At 70.1% G+C, this 16204-nt stretch carries 10 protein-coding genes and 1 pseudogene; 8 read left to right on the top strand and 3 right to left on the bottom strand.

Annotation, left to right across the window (positions count from 1 at the left end):
- The first annotated feature begins 16 nt into the window (after nucleotides 1-16).
- On the top strand, nucleotides 17-748 hold the full coding sequence (locus ACTWP9_RS24925; RefSeq protein ID WP_443248494.1) for a helix-turn-helix domain-containing protein: 732 nt from the start codon (nucleotides 17-19) through the stop codon (nucleotides 746-748).
- Nucleotides 749-926: 178 nt separating this feature from the next.
- Here ACTWP9_RS24925 and ACTWP9_RS24920 read toward each other — a convergent pair whose 3' ends face one another.
- The gene (locus tag ACTWP9_RS24920; RefSeq protein WP_443248493.1) at nucleotides 927-1322 is read right to left on the bottom strand and encodes a VOC family protein; all 396 of its coding nucleotides are present in this window, start codon (nucleotides 1320-1322) and stop codon (nucleotides 927-929) included.
- Nucleotides 1323-1428: 106 nt separating this feature from the next.
- On the opposite strand from ACTWP9_RS24920, the gene cutA reads away from it, so the two are divergent.
- The 7 genes from cutA to ACTWP9_RS24885 all read left to right on the top strand — a co-directional run bounded on the left by cutA (nucleotide 1429) and on the right by ACTWP9_RS24885 (nucleotide 12184).
- Nucleotides 1429-1761, top strand: coding sequence for a divalent-cation tolerance protein CutA (gene cutA, locus ACTWP9_RS24915; protein ID WP_443248492.1), 333 nt, complete (start codon nucleotides 1429-1431; stop codon nucleotides 1759-1761).
- A gap of 28 nt (nucleotides 1762-1789) precedes the next feature.
- Nucleotides 1790-3124: a deoxyguanosinetriphosphate triphosphohydrolase gene (locus ACTWP9_RS24910; protein WP_443248491.1), complete on the top strand. Its 1335-nt coding sequence runs from the start codon at nucleotides 1790-1792 to the stop codon at nucleotides 3122-3124.
- A 238-nt stretch (nucleotides 3125-3362) separates the two neighbouring features.
- Nucleotides 3363-4682, top strand: a complete 1320-nt coding sequence (locus ACTWP9_RS24905; RefSeq protein WP_443248490.1) for an NAD(P)/FAD-dependent oxidoreductase — start codon at nucleotides 3363-3365, stop codon at nucleotides 4680-4682.
- A 165-nt stretch (nucleotides 4683-4847) separates the two neighbouring features.
- A complete protein-coding gene (locus ACTWP9_RS24900) occupies nucleotides 4848-6590 on the top strand; it encodes a pyruvate dehydrogenase (RefSeq protein WP_443248489.1) in 1743 nt (580 codons plus the stop codon).
- Between the two features lie 77 nt (nucleotides 6591-6667).
- On the top strand, nucleotides 6668-9523 hold the full coding sequence (gene dnaG / locus ACTWP9_RS24895; RefSeq protein WP_443248488.1) for a DNA primase: 2856 nt from the start codon (nucleotides 6668-6670) through the stop codon (nucleotides 9521-9523).
- Nucleotides 9524-9858: 335 nt separating this feature from the next.
- Nucleotides 9859-11148, top strand: coding sequence for an RNA polymerase sigma factor (locus ACTWP9_RS24890; protein ID WP_443248487.1), 1290 nt, complete (start codon nucleotides 9859-9861; stop codon nucleotides 11146-11148).
- 214 nt (nucleotides 11149-11362) lie between these two features.
- On the top strand, nucleotides 11363-12184 hold the full coding sequence (locus ACTWP9_RS24885) for a S1 family peptidase (RefSeq protein WP_443248486.1): 822 nt from the start codon (nucleotides 11363-11365) through the stop codon (nucleotides 12182-12184).
- Nucleotides 12185-12323: 139 nt separating this feature from the next.
- Here the strand turns inward: ACTWP9_RS24885 and ACTWP9_RS24880 are convergent, their stop codons facing one another.
- Complete coding sequence (locus ACTWP9_RS24880; RefSeq protein WP_443248485.1) at nucleotides 12324-14249, bottom strand: ABC transporter ATP-binding protein; 1926 nt, start codon at nucleotides 14247-14249, stop codon at nucleotides 12324-12326.
- A 95-nt stretch (nucleotides 14250-14344) separates the two neighbouring features.
- Nucleotides 14345-16072, bottom strand: a pseudogene (locus tag ACTWP9_RS24875) (ABC transporter ATP-binding protein); the annotation flags it as partial.
- Nucleotides 16073-16204: the final 132 nt, after the last annotated feature.

The following is a 16204-nucleotide window of genomic DNA, read 5'->3' as shown; positions in this document are numbered from 1 at the left end:
GGTGCATCCTGGGGACATGCACGAGGAACGGGCACCGTACGAGGAACGGGCCTCGCGGCTGCGCGGCGCCGTGGCGTGGACCCGCGCCCCCGCGCCCCCGGGGACGACCGGACGGGTGCTGCCCGACGGCTGTATGGATCTGCTGCTGTGGAACGGCGAACTGGTCGTCGCCGGGCCGGACACCCGCGCATATCTGACCACCGAACGCCTGGGCCTGGGGGTGTACGGCCTCCGGCTGCCTCCGGGGACAGGGCCACGGGTCTTCGGAACACCCGCCTGGGAGCTGCGCGACCAGCGGATACCGCTCGCCGCCCTGTGGCCGGGCAAGCAGGTGTGCGAGCTGCACGAGCGGGTCGCGCAGGCCCGTGACCCGCTCGCGGCACTGGAGAGCATTGCGGCGGGGCGGCTGACCGCCGAGCGGCACGCTGCCGCCGACCCGCGCGGCGCCGCATTGGTGGAGACCGTCGTCGCGGAGCTGCGGGACGGCGCCGGGGTGGCCGAGGTCGCCCGCCGTGCGGGGCTGAGCGAACGTCAGCTGCACCGCCGTTGCCGGGACGCCTTCGGATACGGCGCCAAGACGCTGGCCCGGGTGCTGCGGATGCAGCGGGCGCTGTGCCTGGCCACAGCCGGCACACCCCTCGCCGAGACCGCGGTGCGTGCGGGGTACGCCGACCAGGCCCATCTGGCCCGCGAAGTCCGCGCGTTGGCGGGTGCGCCGATGACGGAGCTGGTCCGCGGGGGCGGCTAGGCCCTGTCCGTGGGTCTTGCCGCGGCTCTCCGTCGTTCCGGGGAGGGGGTGCCCCTGCTTGTCGTTTGCGGGCTGCGGGTCAGTTGTGGCTGGTCGCGCAGTTCCCCGCGCCCCTGACGGGGCGCGTCTCCCGCTGCTGTGCCCTCTCGCAGGGTGCGCAAGGTCCGCGGGGCAAGCTCTAGCTGAGCGGGGCGAACAGGTCGATCCCGTTGCCGTCCGGGTCGAGTACGACGGCGTAGCGCTGCCCCCAGTCGGCGTTCCACGGGGCGTAGTGGCCCTCGTAACCGGCGTCGGTCAGCTCTCCGTACAGCTTGTCGACCTCGGCGGGCGAGTCGCACAGAAAGGCCAGCCCGATCCGGCCGGCACCCCGCGGCGGTGCCGTCCAGTCCGGGTCGAACGAGCGGATGGTCTCCTCGGTGTCCCACGCGATCCGCACGCCGCCGGGCACGGTGCACTCCACATGCGGTTGGGTGTCCGCTTCCGCGGGGATGTCGAGCCCGAGCCGCCGGTAGAAGGCCAGCGAGGCGGCCAAGTCGGAGGTGGCGATACCGATGAGGTCGAAACGAGGTGTCATACGGCCACGCTATGGCGCCGTGTCCGCCCCGTCTTGAACGTTTCGGCCCTCCTGAGCACTCCGGGCCTGCGGGGAGTCGCTACCGGGTGCCCGTTACGGTGGGCGGATGGCCGAGATCCTCACCGTATTGACGACGACCAGCTCCCAGGAGGAGGCCAAGGCGCTCGCCGCGGCGGCGATCGAGCGCAGGCTGGCGGCGTGCGCCCAGCTCACCGGGCCCGTCACCTCGGTGTACCGGTGGGAGGGTGCCGTACAGACGGACCCCGAATGGCAGCTGCTGTTCAAGACGAGCGCCGCGCGGTACGAGGCGCTGGAGACGTATCTGCGCGAGGCCCATCCGTACGACGTGCCGGAGATCATCGCCACCCCTGTCGTCCGCGGCAGCGCGGACTATCTGCGCTGGGTCGAGGAGGAGACGCGGCCCGCGCAGCAGCCCTGAGGCCGCGCCCTCCGGTTACCGTCGGCGTATGGATGCCAGCTACGGCACACCCGCGGCAGAGGGCGGCGCACCGCCGGTGCCGCGCTATGTGCCTGCCGACGTCGAGCGCTGGGTGCCGGAGCCGGACAAGCGGCCGGGGCGTACCGCCTTCCAGCGTGACCGCGCCCGCGTCCTGCACTCCGCTGCGCTGCGCAGACTGGCGGGCAAGACCCAGATGGTGGCCCCGGGCAGCGCCAGCCCCGCCTGGGACGCGACGCCGCGCACCCGGCTGACGCACTCCCTGGAGTGCGCCCAGGTGGGCCGCGAGCTGGGTGCCGCGCTGGGCTGTGACCCCGATCTGGTCGAGACGGCATGCCTGGCCCACGATCTGGGCCACCCGCCGTTCGGGCACAACGGTGAGACCGTGCTGGCCGAGATCGCCGCACCGGCCGGCGGCTTCGAGGGGAACGCCCAGTCGCTGCGGCTGCTGACCCGGCTGGAGCCCAAGCGGTTCTCCGAGGAGCCGGACGGCCAGCCGTACGTCGGCCTCAATCTGACGCGTGCCGCGCTGGATGCCGCCACCAAGTACCCATGGCGGCGCGGTGAGCACCCGGTGGACCCGGCATCGCCGAAGTTCGGCGTCTACGAGGAGGACCTGCCCGTCTTCCAGTGGCTGCGCAAGGGCGCGCCGGAGGGCCGTACGTGCTTCGAGGCGCAGGTCATGGACTGGTCGGACGATGTGGCCTATTCGGTGCACGACCTGGAGGACGGCATCAGGGCCGGACATCTGGACCCGCGCATGCTGCGGGCCGGTCCCGAGCGGACCGAGGTGTTCGCCGTCGCGGCCGAGCGGTACGCCCCCGGTGCCGGGGACGGGGAGCTGGCCGCCGCGCTCGACCGGCTGCTGGCACAGGAGTGGTGGCCGCACAGCTACGACGGCACGGCCCGCGCTCAGGCCCGGCTCAAGGACGCCAGCAGCCAGCTCATCGGCCGCTTCTGCCTGTCCGCCGAGGCCGCGACCCGCGCCGCCTACGGCTCGGGCCCGATGACCCGGTACGCCGCCGAGCTGATCGTCCCGCAGACATCGTGGCTGGAATGTGCCGTCCTCAAGGCGGTCGCCGACCGCTATGTGATGCAGCGCCCCGACCTGGAGCGGCTCCGCAGCGAGCAGCGTGTCGTCGTCCACGAGCTGGCCGAGGCGCTGCTGGCCCGGGCACCCGAGGGCCTGGACCCGCAGTACGCGGACCTGTACGCCGAGGCGGACGCCTCCGCGGAGCCCGACGCGGCACGGCTGCGCGTGGTCGTCGACCAGATCTCCACACTCACCGACGCCGCGGCCCGCTCCCTCCACCAGGCGCTGACCGTCCGGAGGCAGCGCGGATGACCCACGAGGGCGGCGCGAGGGCGGTCCGGACGATCCACGAGGGCGGCGCGAGGGCGGTCCGTCCCACTGGACAGCGCTCCTGGTCCGCCCGGCGCCACGGAACTCACCGGGGCGCCCATACGTCCCATCCATGCCCCCTGCCTCTTCCCGCGCCTGCCCCGATGCGGGACGCTCACGTGTGGACGACGGGGGACAGCACGGCCCGCAGGGGGCAGCGTCTTCGAGGAGGAGGCTTCAAGTGGTCGACGCACACCGTACGTTCGTCATCGTCGGTGGGGGGCTGGCGGGGGCGAAAGCCGCCGAGACCCTGCGCGCGGAAGGGTTCACCGGCCGCGTCATCCTGATCGGCGACGAGCGCGACCATCCCTACGAGCGCCCCCCGCTCTCCAAGGGCTATCTCACCGGTTCGGATGAACGTGACAGCGTCTTCGTGCACGAACCCGCCTGGTACGCGGGTGCCGACATCGAACTCCATCTGGGGCAGCCCGCGGTGCAGCTCGACCGGGCGGGCAAGTCGGTCCGGCTGGGCGACGGCACACGTATCCACTACGACAAGCTGCTGCTGGCCACCGGCGCCGAGCCGCGCCGCCTGGAGATCCCCGGCACCGATCTGGCGGGCGTCCACCACCTGCGCAGGCTGGCGCACGCCGACCGGCTGCGCGGGGTGCTGAGCGCCCTCGGCCAGGAGAACGGCCAGCTGGTCATCGCCGGCGCCGGCTGGATCGGCCTTGAGGTGGCCGCCGCGGCGCGGACGTACGGCGCCGAGGTCACCGTCGTCGAGCCGGAGCCCACCCCGCTGCACACCGTGCTCGGCCCCGAGCTGGGCTCCCTCTTCGCCGATCTGCACCGCGAGCACGGCGTCCGCTTCCACTTCGGCGCTCGGCTGACCGAGATCACCGGCACCGACGGCATGGTGGTCAGCGTGCGCACCGACGACGGTGACGAGCACCCGGCGCACGACGTGCTGGCCGCCATCGGCGCAGCGCCACGGACCACGCTGGCCGAGATGGCCGGGCTGGAGCTGGCCACCAGTCCGGGCGGCGGCATCGCGGTGGACGCCTCGCTGCGCACCAGCGACCCGGACATCTACGCCACCGGCGACGCCGCCGCCGTGGCCCACCCGATGCTCGGCGAACGGCTCCGGGTGGAGCACTGGGCCAACGCCCTCAACGGCGGCCCGGCCGCAGCACGCGCCATGCTCGGCCAGGACGTCTCCTACGACCGGGTGCCGTACTTCTTCTCCGACCAGTACGACCTCGGTATGGAGTACTCCGGCTACGCCCCGCCCGGCTCCTACGACCAGGTGGTGTGCCGGGGCGATGTGGGCAAGCGCGAGTTCATCGCCTTCTGGCTGCGCGACAACCAGGTGCTGGCCGGGCTGAACGCCAATGTGTGGGACGTGACAGGCCCCATCCAGGACCTGATCCGGTCCGGCGTCCGGGTGGATCCGCATGCGCTGGCCGACCCGGGTGTGCCGCTGGAGTCGCTGGGCACCCCGAAGGGTGCGGGAACGGCTGGGGCGACGGGTGCAGCCGGAGGGGCCGCCGATCCCGCGTAGCCGCCGGGCGGGAGCTTCGCGTGATGCCGGGGCGGCGGACGGGGCATACGTTCTTCGTGAGAGATCTGCCTTCGTAAGAGATCTGCATTCCGTCAGAGATCTGCGCAAGAGCGTTGCCCCGTACCGCCGCCCTTCCGCATGCGGCGAGCTAAGGACGAGTGAGCGATGGCGAAGCAGACGGTGGCCGAGCAGTTCGTCGACACCCTGGTGCGCTGCGGAGTGGAGCGCCTCTACGGCGTGGTGGGGGACAGCCTCAATCCGATCGTCGACGCCATCCGGCGTACCCCGGCCATCGACTGGATCCAGGTCCGGCACGAGGAGGCGGCTGCCTTCGCGGCCGGCGCCGAGGCGCAGCTCACCGGAAAGCTCGCCGCGTGCGCCGGCTCCTGCGGCCCGGGAAACCTCCACCTGATCAACGGGCTGTTCGACGCGCACCGCTCGATGGCGCCCGTGCTCGCGCTGGCCTCGCACATCCCCAGCAGCGAGATCGGCACCAGCTTCTTCCAGGAGACCCACCCGGACCGGCTGTTCGTCGAGTGCAGCCACTACAGCGAGCTGATCTCCAGCGAGCAGCAGATGCCCCGGGTGCTGCAGACCGCCATCCAGCACGCCGTCGGCCGGCAGGGCGTCAGCGTCGTCGCGCTCCCCGGAGATCTGGCCTCGGAACCCGCGCCGGAGAGTCCCGTCGAACATGCGCTGGTCACCTCGCGCCCCACCGTGCGCCCCGGGGACGCGGAGGTCGATGCACTGGTGCGCATGATCGACGACGCGGAGAAGATCACCCTGTTCTGCGGCGCGGGCACCGCGGGCGCGCACGAGGAGGTCATGGAGTTCGCCGAGCGGCTCAAGGCTCCGGTGGGGCACGCGCTGCGCGGCAAGGAGTGGATCCAGTACGACAACCCCTACGACGTCGGCATGAGCGGACTGCTCGGCTACGGCGCCGCCTACGAGGCCACCCATGAGTGCGATCTGCTGATCCTGCTGGGCACCGACTTCCCGTACAACGCGTTCCTGCCGAAGAACTGCAAGATCGTCCAGGTCGATGTACGCCCCGAGCACCTCGGCCGCCGCACCAGCCTCGACCTCGCCGTCTGGGGCGACGTCCGCGAGACGCTGCGCTGCCTCACCCCGCGGGTCCGGGCCAAGGCGAGCCGCAGGTTCCTGGACCGGATGCTCAAGAGGCACGCCGACACGCTGGAGGGCGTCGTCAAGGCGTACACCCGTAACGTCGAGAAGCACACCCCCATCCACCCCGAGTACGTGGCGTCCGTGCTGGACGAGGAGGCGGCCGACAACGCCGTCTTCACCGTCGACACCGGAATGTGCAACGTATGGGCGGCCCGCTACATCACCCCGAACGGGCGGCGCCGGGTGATCGGCTCGTTCAGCCACGGTTCGATGGCCAACGCCGTGCCGCAGGCCGTCGGCGCCCAGTTCCTCGACCGGAACCGCCAGGTCGTCTCCATGTCCGGGGACGGCGGCTTCGCCATGCTGATGGGGGAGTTCCTCACGCTGGTCCAGTACGACCTGCCGGTCAAGGTCGTGCTGTTCAACAACTCCTCGCTCGGGATGGTCGAGCTGGAGATGATGGTCGACGGCATGCCGGCGTACGGTACGCACAACCGCAATCCCGACTTCGCGGCCCTCGCCCGGGCCGCGGGCGCGTACGCCGTCCGCGTCGAGAAGCCCAAGCAGCTGCGCAGCGCCCTCCGCGATGTGCTCAAGCACAAGGGGCCCGCACTGATCGACATCGTGACCGACCCGCACGCGCTCTCCCTCCCGCCGAAGATCACCCGCGAGCAGCTGAGCGGCTTCGCGCTCTCCGCCGGCAAGACGGTGCTGGACGGGGGAGTGGGGCGGATGGTGCAAATGGCACGGTCGAACCTACGGAACATCCCCCGCCCCTGAGAGGGCACCCCCTCGCGAGGGGGCGGGCCCTCCCGGGAGGGGCCGGCCATGTCAGCGGCGGCCCGTAGACTCGGGGCGTGGCTGGGAGGATCAACGACGAGGACGTGAAGGCGGTCAGGGACGCGGTCCCGATCGACTCCGTGGTGTCGGAGTACCTCCAGCTCCGTAACGCGGGCGGCGGCAACCTCAAGGGGCTGTGCCCGTTTCATGATGAGAAGTCCCCCTCCTTCCATGTGAGCCCGAGCAAGGGTCTCTACCACTGCTTGGCGGCGGAGACGCGGGTGCTGACCTGGGAAGGCGTCAGGCCGATCCGGGAGTTGGCCGGCGGTACCCACCGTGTTCTCACGCGTAGTGGAAACTGGTACGACGCGCCTTTCCGTTCCTTTGGTGTGCAACGGCTGATGAAGATCACCCTCGGCCGGAATCACCAGGAAAAGGTCATTTACGCGACCCCGGAACACCGGTGGTTTGTCCGGTCGGGCGAGAGCCGCTACAAGGTCCGCGAATACGTCACGTCGGAGCTCAAGCCGGAGCACCGGCTCACGTATGTCTTTCCCGGTTCGCGTGTCAGACAGACGACGCCCTCGCCTTTCGGCATCGCCCATGGGATCACCTACGGCGACGGCACGCTGAACCCCAGCGGAGCCATGGCGCAGCTCGACCCGGTAAAGGACACGGAGCTGCTGAAGTATTTCGCGAACAGGGTGCAGACGCACAACGAGCATCAGGTGCTCGTTCACCACTTGCCGAGGTTCTTCAAGTCACTCCCGCCGCTCGACGAATCGGTGCCCTATCTCTACGGCTGGCTCGCGGGGTATGTGGCAGCCGATGGGCATGTCTCCAAGGACGGGACCGTCAGCCTGAACTCGTCCGAGCGCGAGACGCTGGAGCGTGTGCGTGCAATTTGTACGCGGCTCGGGATCGGCACGTACGGCGTCACCGAACAAGTCCGGGAAGGATTTCCGGGCCGGGAGCCGAGCTCGCTGTTCCGGATGCACTTCATCAATGAAGACCTTGAGGAGGATTTTTTCCTCAACTCTGCGCACCGCAAGCGATTCACTGATGCGAGCAAGAGTTTTGCCCGGCGGGGCTGGGTGGTAAAGGCTGTTGAGGAGACGGATCGCGTCGAAGAAGTCTTCTGTGCCACCGTCGAGCAGGGACATGCCTTTGTCCTGGAGGACAACATCCTCACTGGTAACTGCTTCGGCTGCCAGGAGGGCGGGGACACGCTCGACTTCGTGATGAAGGTCGACCACCTGTCGTTCTCCGAATCCGTCGAGCGGCTCGCGGCCCGCGCCGGTATCACGCTGCGCTACGAGGAGGGCGGTTACGGCCGCGCCTCGCAGCAGGGCGAGCGCACCCGGCTGGTGGAGGCACACAAGATCGCGGCCCGGTTCTACGCCGAGCAGCTCGACGGACCCGAGGCCGAGATCGGCCGCCGCTTCCTCGCCGACCGCGGCTTCGACCAGGAGGCGGCCCGGCACTTCGGCGTCGGCTACTCCCCGGCCGGCTGGGACCATCTGGTGCGCTATCTGCGCGGGCAGGGCTTCACCGACAAGGAGATGACGCTCTCCGGGCTCGCCCAGGAGGCGCGCAACGGGCGGCCCATCGACCGCTTCCGGGGCCGGCTGATGTGGCCCATCCGGGACATCACCGGGGACGTCGTCGGCTTCGGCGCGCGCAAGCTGCGCGAGGACGACCAGGGGCCGAAGTACCTCAACACCCCGGAGACGCCCATCTACCGCAAGTCCCAGGTCCTCTACGGCATCGATCTGGCCAAGCGCGAGATCGCCAAGGCCAACCGCGCCGTCGTCGTGGAGGGCTACACGGACGTGATGGCCTGCCATCTGGCCGGTGTCACCACGGCCATCGCCACCTGCGGCACCGCCTTCGGCGGGGAGCATGTGAAGATCCTCCGCCGGGTGCTGATGGACAACGCCCAGTCGGAGGTCGTCTTCACCTTCGACGGCGACGCCGCGGGTCAGAAGGCGGCGCTGCGTGCCTTCGACGACGACCAGAAGTTCGCGGCCCGCACCTGGATCGCGCTGACGCCGGGTGGTATGGACCCGTGCGATCTGCGTCTGGCGCAGGGCGACGAGGCGGTGGGCAAGGTGGTGGAGAGCCGCACCCCGCTCTTCGACTTCGCCATCCGCTCGATCGTGGACCGGCACAACCTCGATACGGCGGAGGGGCGTTCGGCGGCGCTGGAAGAGGTCGCGCCGGTCGTCACCCAGATCAAGGACCCCTCCATCCGGCGCGGCTACGCGGTACGGCTGGCCGGGCTGCTCGGCATCGTGGACGAGGAGTTCGTCGTCCGCCGCGTCGCCCAGCTCGCACGGTGGGCGCGCGAGCGCGGCCAGGCGCCCCCGCGCGCGGGGGCCCGCGCCTCCCGCGCCGCCGAATCCCCCGCCGTGCAGGCTCCGTTCGTGCCGCGCGGCCCGGCGCTGAACCTGCGCAGCCCTGCACACCGCGTCGAGCGCGAGCTGCTCAAGCTGGCGCTCCAGCGCCCCGAGCTGGTCTCGCCCGCCTTCGACGCCTACGGGGCCGACGAGTTCACCGCTCCGCCGTACGCCGTGGTGCGGCAGGCGCTGGAGGCGGCCGGCGGCGCCGAGGCCGGGATTGGGGACAGCGGCTATCTGGGCCGGGTCCGGGACGCGGCGCCGGACGACGCGGTGCGCTCGCTGATCACCGAGCTGGCCGTCGAACCGCTGCGCAGCGCCCGCAACCGCGAGGTCGACGAGGCGTACGCGGGCGAGCATCTGGTCGCCGTACGCCGCGCCGCCGTCAACGCCCGCATCACCGAACTGGAGAGCGTGGCCATGCGGTTGGAGGCCCGCCAGGAGTACGAGCAGTCGGGAGCAGTGCGTCAGGAGAGGTGGACGCTGCTGCAGTACGACGTCGCGCTGCGCGAGCGGGGCGCGGCGGCACTCTGACGCCGCGCCGAGCGGCGCGCCCCGCAGGGGCGCGGGGAACTGCGCGACAAGCCGGTCAATCACTCGCGGCCTGCGGCGAAACGGCAAGGGGCAGCCCCTGCCCAGACCCCCTGTCCGGACCCCGGCACAGAGCAGGTGCCAGACAGCGATACCCCACCCCACCGTGTCGGTGTGTGCGCAACCCGTCACCGATTCATGGAAAAACCGCTCGCACGCCTCTCGTGGCGGACATGTGTCTTACCCCACACTGGTGGGCGGTGCCTGAGTCCTCGGAGCGGGGCGGTGCTGGCCACAACGGGCCAAAGTCCCCCGCGGATCCGCACGTTTCGTACGGGATGGAGCGCGGCCCGGCCGCAGCCGTCCCCGTCACGCACGCCGCCCCCGAACCGGCAGCGATCACACTGGAGGTCGCCCCCGTGCAGACCCGGACCCTGAAAGCGGCGCTTCTCGCCGCCCCGACCGCTCCCCTGGCCCCGGGTCCTGCGCCGTCGGCGCCCCCCGCGCGCCCGGGGCAACACCCGGAACAGCCCGCCTTCGAGGTGCCCGTGCCCGTACCGGCCGCCGATGTGCCGGACGGCGCCCTGGCCGAGGCCCCGGCCCAGGCGCCCCCTGCCCGGACCGAGCCGTCCGGGACCGTGCCGCCGCAAGGCGATGCGCCCGAGGCCGAGGCGGAGCCCGAGCCGGTCGCGCCGCAGCGGGAGCTGTCCGCAACCGGCCCCTCGGCGGATCTCTTCCGCCAGTACCTGCGCGAGATCGGCCGTATCCCCCTGCTGACCGCCGCCGAGGAGGTGGAACTGGCCCGCAGCGTGGAGGCGGGACTGTTCGCGGAGGAGAAGCTGGCGGGCACGCCCAGCCTGGACGGACAGCTCGCGCTCGACCTCGACCGGCTCGTGGTGCGGGGAAGGGTCGCCAAGCGCCGGCTCATAGAGGCGAACCTGCGGCTGGTGGTCTCGGTCGCCAAACGCTATGTGGGCCGCGGCCTGACCATGCTCGACCTTGTCCAGGAGGGCAACCTGGGGCTGATCCGCGCGGTGGAGAAGTTCGACTACGCACGCGGCTACAAGTTCTCCACGTACGCGACCTGGTGGATCCGTCAGGCGATGTCCCGCGCGCTGGCCGACCAGGCCCGGACCATCCGCGTCCCGGTGCATGTCGTCGAGCTGATCAACCGGGTGGTGCGGGTGCAGCGCCGGATGCTCCAGGAGCGCGGCTACGAGCCCACGGCCGAGGAGGTCGGAGCGCAGCTCGACCTGTCGGAGGAGCGGGTGAGCGAGGTGCTGCGGCTCGCCCAGGAACCGGTGTCGCTGCACGCGCCGGTGGGCGAGGAGGACGACGTCAACCTCGGCGACCTCATCGAGGACGGCGACGCGCCCTCCCCGGTCGAGTCGGCTGCTTTCCTGCTGCTGCGCGAGCATCTGGAGGCGGTGCTCTCCACCCTCGGCGAGCGCGAACGCAAGGTGGTGCAGCTGCGGTACGGGCTGATCGACGGCAGGCCGCGCACACTTGAGGAGATCGGTCGGCTCTTCGGCGTCACCCGGGAGCGGATCCGGCAGATCGAGTCCAAGACCCTCACCAAGCTGCGGGATCACGCCTTCGCCGACCAACTTCGGGGCTATTTGGACTGATGCTTGACCGATAGCGATCGATGCCGGCCGAACGAGGCGCTCTTGTCAGCGTGTTCTGGCCCTCTCCATAATCGCGGCAGTATTTCGCGGACCGGCCCCCGCCGACAGGATGTCTTGCGGCGCATGCTGTCCTGCCGATTGGCATGAGCATGATCTGCGCAAACACGGGCGGGCGGTGCGGGTTCGCAAGCAACCCCCCACGAGAGGAAGCCCGTTGAAGCACACCGGGATACACACCGCGAAGCACCTCAAGAGAGTCACCGCCGTCGGTGCCGTCGCGCTCGCCGCCTTCAGCCTCAGCCCCTCGGTCGCCTCCGCGATGCCGACCGACGGCCCCGGCGGCGGTGACCCGAGCGCCACCATCGTCGGCGGCACCAAGGCGGAGCAGGGCGAATTCCCCTTCATGGTGCGGCTGTCCATGGGCTGCGGCGGCTCGCTGCTCGCCAAGGACATCGTGCTGACCGCCGCCCACTGTGTGGACGGCAGCGGCCCCGACACCAGCATCACCGCCACCGGCGGGGTCGTCGACCTGGAGGACCCGGCCGCCAAGACGGCCAAGTCCACCGAGGTCGTCCAGGCGCCCGGCTACAACGGCACGGGCAAGGACTGGGCCCTCATCAAGCTGGACAAGCCCATCGACCAGCCGACCCTGCCCATGGCCAAGGCCGCTTCCCTCAACAAGGGCGACTTCACCATCGCCGGGTGGGGCGCCGACAAGGAGGGCGGCGAGCAGCAGCGGTATCTGCTCAAGGCCGAGGTGCCGTTCGTGGACGACGCCACCTGCAAGACCGCGTACTCCAACCTCGTCGAGGACGAGGAGCTGTGCGCCGGGAAGATGGACACCGGTGGTGTCGACTCCTGCCAGGGTGACTCCGGCGGGCCGATGTTCCGCAAGGACGACGCCGGTGAGTGGGTGCAGGTCGGCATCGTGAGCTGGGGCGACGGCTGCGCGCGGCCGGGCAAGCCCGGCGTGTACACGGAGGTCAGCACGTTCGCGAAGGACATCCAGGCGGCCGCCGACAAGCTGGGTGGCTGAGCTTCGGCTCTTCCGTTCCGGCCGTGGCCCGCGGGGCGTGTTGTCGTAGGTCACGGCCGGTTCGGTACCGCCGGTCGCCTCGTCGCCGGTTCTCGCCGTCGCGGCGGGGGAGGGTGCCCGGCGGGAGGGGTGGCTGTTCTCAGTCCACCTCCGCCACCGCCGCCGCGAACTGCGACTGGTACAGCCGCGCGTAGGCGCCCCCCGCGGACAGCAGGCTTTCGTGGGTGCCCTGTTCGACGATGGAGCCGTTCTCCATCACCAGGATCACGTCCGCGTCCCGGATGGTGGAGAGACGGTGGGCGATCACGAAGCTGGTGCGGTCCGAGGCCAGCCGCTCCATCGCGCGCTGGATCAGCACCTCGGTACGGGTGTCGACGGAGCTGGTCGCCTCGTCCAGCACCAGGATCACCGGGTCCGAGAGGAAGGCGCGGGCGATGGTGATCAGCTGCTTCTCACCCGCGCTGACGCTGTCGCCCTCGGCGTCCAGCACCGTGTCGTAGCCCTCCGGCAGGGTGCGGATGAACCGGTCTGCGTGGGCGGCCCGTGCGGCTTCCTCCACCTGTTCGCGGGTGGCCCCCTGGGCCCCGTACGCGATGTTCTCCGCGATGGTGCCGCCGAACAGCCAGGTGTCCTGGAGCACCATGCCGATACCGGCGCGCAGTTCCTCCCGGGACATCGCCGCGATGTCCGTACCGTCCAGCAGTATGCGGCCGTCGCGTACCTCGTAGAACCGCAGCAGCAGATTGACCAGGGTGGTCTTGCCGGCGCCTGTGGGACCGACGATCGCCACCGTCTGGCCGGGTTCGACCGCCAGCGACAGGTTTTCGATCAGCGGTTTGTCCTCGGCGTAGCGGAACGAGACGTTCTTCAGCTCCACCCGGCCACGCGGTTCGGACGGCCGCTCGGCGTGTGCCTCGTCGGGGTCGGGGGACTGTTCCTCGGCGTCGAGGATCTCGAAGACCCGCTCGGCCGAGGCCACCCCGGACTGGACGAGGTTGGCCATCGAGGCGACCTGGGTGAGCGGCTGGCTGAACTGCCGCGAGTACTGCACGAACGCCTGTACGTCACCGATGGACAGCGCCCCCGAAGCCACCCGCAGCCCGCCGACGACCGCCACCAGGACGTAGTTGAGGTTGCCGACGAACATCATCGCGGGCTGCATGATCCCGCTGATGAACTGGGCCTTGAATCCGGCCTCGTAGAGCTTTCCGTTCTGCTCGGCGAAGACCTCGGCCGACTCCTGCTGCCGTCCGAAGACCTTCACCAGCGCATGCCCGGTGTACATCTCCTCGACGTGCGCGTTCAGCGCGCCGGTCGACTTCCACTGGTCGACGAACTGCGGCTGTGCGCGCTTGCCCACCCGGGTGGCGACCAGTGCCGACAACGGCACCGTCACCAGCGCGACCAGTGCCAGCAGCGGTGAGATCCAGAACATCACGCCCAGCACACCGACGATCGTCAGCAGCGAGTTGATGAGCTGGCCCATGGTCTGCTGGAGCGTCTGGCCCAGATTGTCGATGTCGTTGGTGACCCGCGAGAGCACCTCGCCGCGCGACTGCCCGTCCAGATAGGACAGCGGCAGCCGTCCCAGCTTGGCCTCCACCCGCTCCCGCAGTCTGAAGACGGTGCGGGTGATGACGCGGGAGGATATGCGCCCCGCCCACAGCATCAGCAGCCCGGCTGCGGCGTAGACGGCGACGACCACCAGCAGCACCACGCCCACGGCGCCGAAGTCGATGCCCTGGCCCGGTGTGAAATCCATCCCGGAGAGCATGTCCGCGGTGCCGCCGTCCCCGCGCTGCCGCAGGCCCTCCAGCGCCTGCTCCCTGGTGAGCCCGTCAGGCAGCTTCTGCCCGATGAAGCCGCCGAAGACCAGATCCGTGGCATGCCCGAGGATCTTCGGGCTGACGACGCTCAGCCCGACGCTGACGACGAGTACGGCCAGCATCAGCAGCAGCCGGCCGCGCTCCGGCCGGAACTGCCGCAGCAGTCGCTTGCCCGACCCCTTGAAGTCCATGGACCGCCGTGGCGGCGGCGCCCCGGCCATTCCCCCGGGCCCACTCATGCTGTGCCCTTTTCGTTCGCTTCTCCGCCCGCACAACGCAGAGGTGCGGCTATCGCTGCTGTCTGCAGCCGGGCGGTTGTGCGCGCGTCGCTCACGGCCTCACTTTCGGTCAACTGAGAAAGCACGATCTCCCGGTACGTCTCGTTGCTCTCCATCAGTTCGTGGTGCCGGCCCATGCCCACGGCGCGGCCCTCGTCCAGGACGAGAATGCGGTCGGCGTTCCGGATGGTCGCCACGCGCTGGGCGACGATGACGACCGTCGCGTCCGAGGTCTCCCGGGCGAGCGCTGCCCGCAGTGCCGCGTCGGTCGCGTAGTCAAGTGCGGAGAACGAGTCGTCGAACAGATAGATCTCCGGCCGGTGCACCAGCAGCCGGGCGATGGCCAGTCGCTGCCGCTGCCCGCCGGAGACGTTGCTGCCGCCCTGGGCGATCGGTGCGTCCAGACCGCCTTCCATCTCTTCCACGAAGTCCTTGGCCTGGGCGGTCTCGAGGGCCTTCCACAGCTCCTCGTCGGTCGCGTCCGGCCGGCCGTAGCGCAGATTCGTGGCGACCGTCCCGGAGAAGAGATACGGACGCTGCGGTACGAGGCCCACAGTGCTCGCCAGCAGTTCCGGGTCCAGGGTGCGTACGTCCTCGCCGTCCACCAGCACCTGGCCCTCTGTCGCGTCGAACAGCCGCGGCACCAGGCCCAGCAGCGTCGTCTTGCCGCTGCCCGTGGAGCCGATCACGGCAGTGGTCTCGCCGGGCCGCGCCACCAGGTCGATGCCGTGCAGCACCGGCGCCTCGGCGCCGGGGTAGCCGAATCCGGCGCCACGCAGCTCCAGATGGCCATGCCGGCGCAGCGCGGTGACCGGTGCGGTGGGCGGTACGACGCTGGAGTCGGTCTCCAGCACCTCCTGGATGCGCTCCGCGCACACCTCCGCGCGGGGCACCATCATGAACATGAAAGTGGCCATCATCACGGCCATCACGATCTGCATCAGATAGGCGAGAAAAGCGGTCAGCGAGCCGATCTCCATGTCACCGCTGCTGATGCGGTGCGCCCCGAACCAGACCACGACGACGCTGGAGACGTTCACCACGGTCATCACGACGGGGAACATCAGCGCCATCAACTGCCCGGTGCGCAGCTGCACATCGGAAAGCTCGGTGTTGGCCTCGTGGAAGCGGCGGCGCTCGTAGTCGTCCTTGACGAAGGCGCGGATGACGCGGACACCGGTGATCTGCTCGCGCAGGATGCGGTTGACGTTGTCCAGCCGCTGCTGCATGGACCGGAACAGTGGCCGCATCCGGCGCACGATCAGCGCGACGGCGATGCCGAGCACCGGCACCACGCCCAGCAGCACGGTGGAGAGCGGCACATCCTGGCCGAGCGCCATGAAGATACCGCCGAAGCACATGATCGGCGCCGAGACCAGCAGCGTGAAGGCCATCAGCGTGACCATCTGCACCTGCTGCACATCGTTGGTGGTGCGGGTGATCAGAGAGGGTGCGCCGAACTGGCCGACTTCGCGGGCCGAGAACGACTGCACCCGGTCGAAGACGCCCGCCCGGATGTCACGGCCGACCGCTGCGGCAGTACGCGCACCCAGATAGACGGCGCCGATGTTGCAGACCACCTGCACCACGGAGACGGCCAGCATGAGGCTGCCGAAGCGCAGTATGTAACCGGTGTCGCCGCGTACGACACCGTTGTCGATGATGTCGGCGTTGAGCGTGGGCAGATAGAGCGTTGCGCTCGTCTGTATGAGTTGCAACAGCACGAGCAGTGCGATCGGCCGCTGGTACTGGCGCAGCCGGACGCGAAGGAGGCGGATCAGCACACGGATTTCCTCGGTCGATCAGTGAGGGTGAACGCAATGAGGGGGAAGGGAAAGAGCGTACAAGTGTGCGCCTCGGTCCCGCCCCGTCTTTTCGTTTGTTTCCGGTGCTTCCAGGGCCAAGTCCCGGCAAAG

The organism is Streptomyces sp. 3N207 (assembly GCF_052246355.1).
Classification (GTDB): Bacteria; Actinomycetota; Actinomycetes; order Streptomycetales; family Streptomycetaceae; genus Streptomyces.
This window is presented reverse-complemented; position numbering and strand designations above follow the sequence as displayed.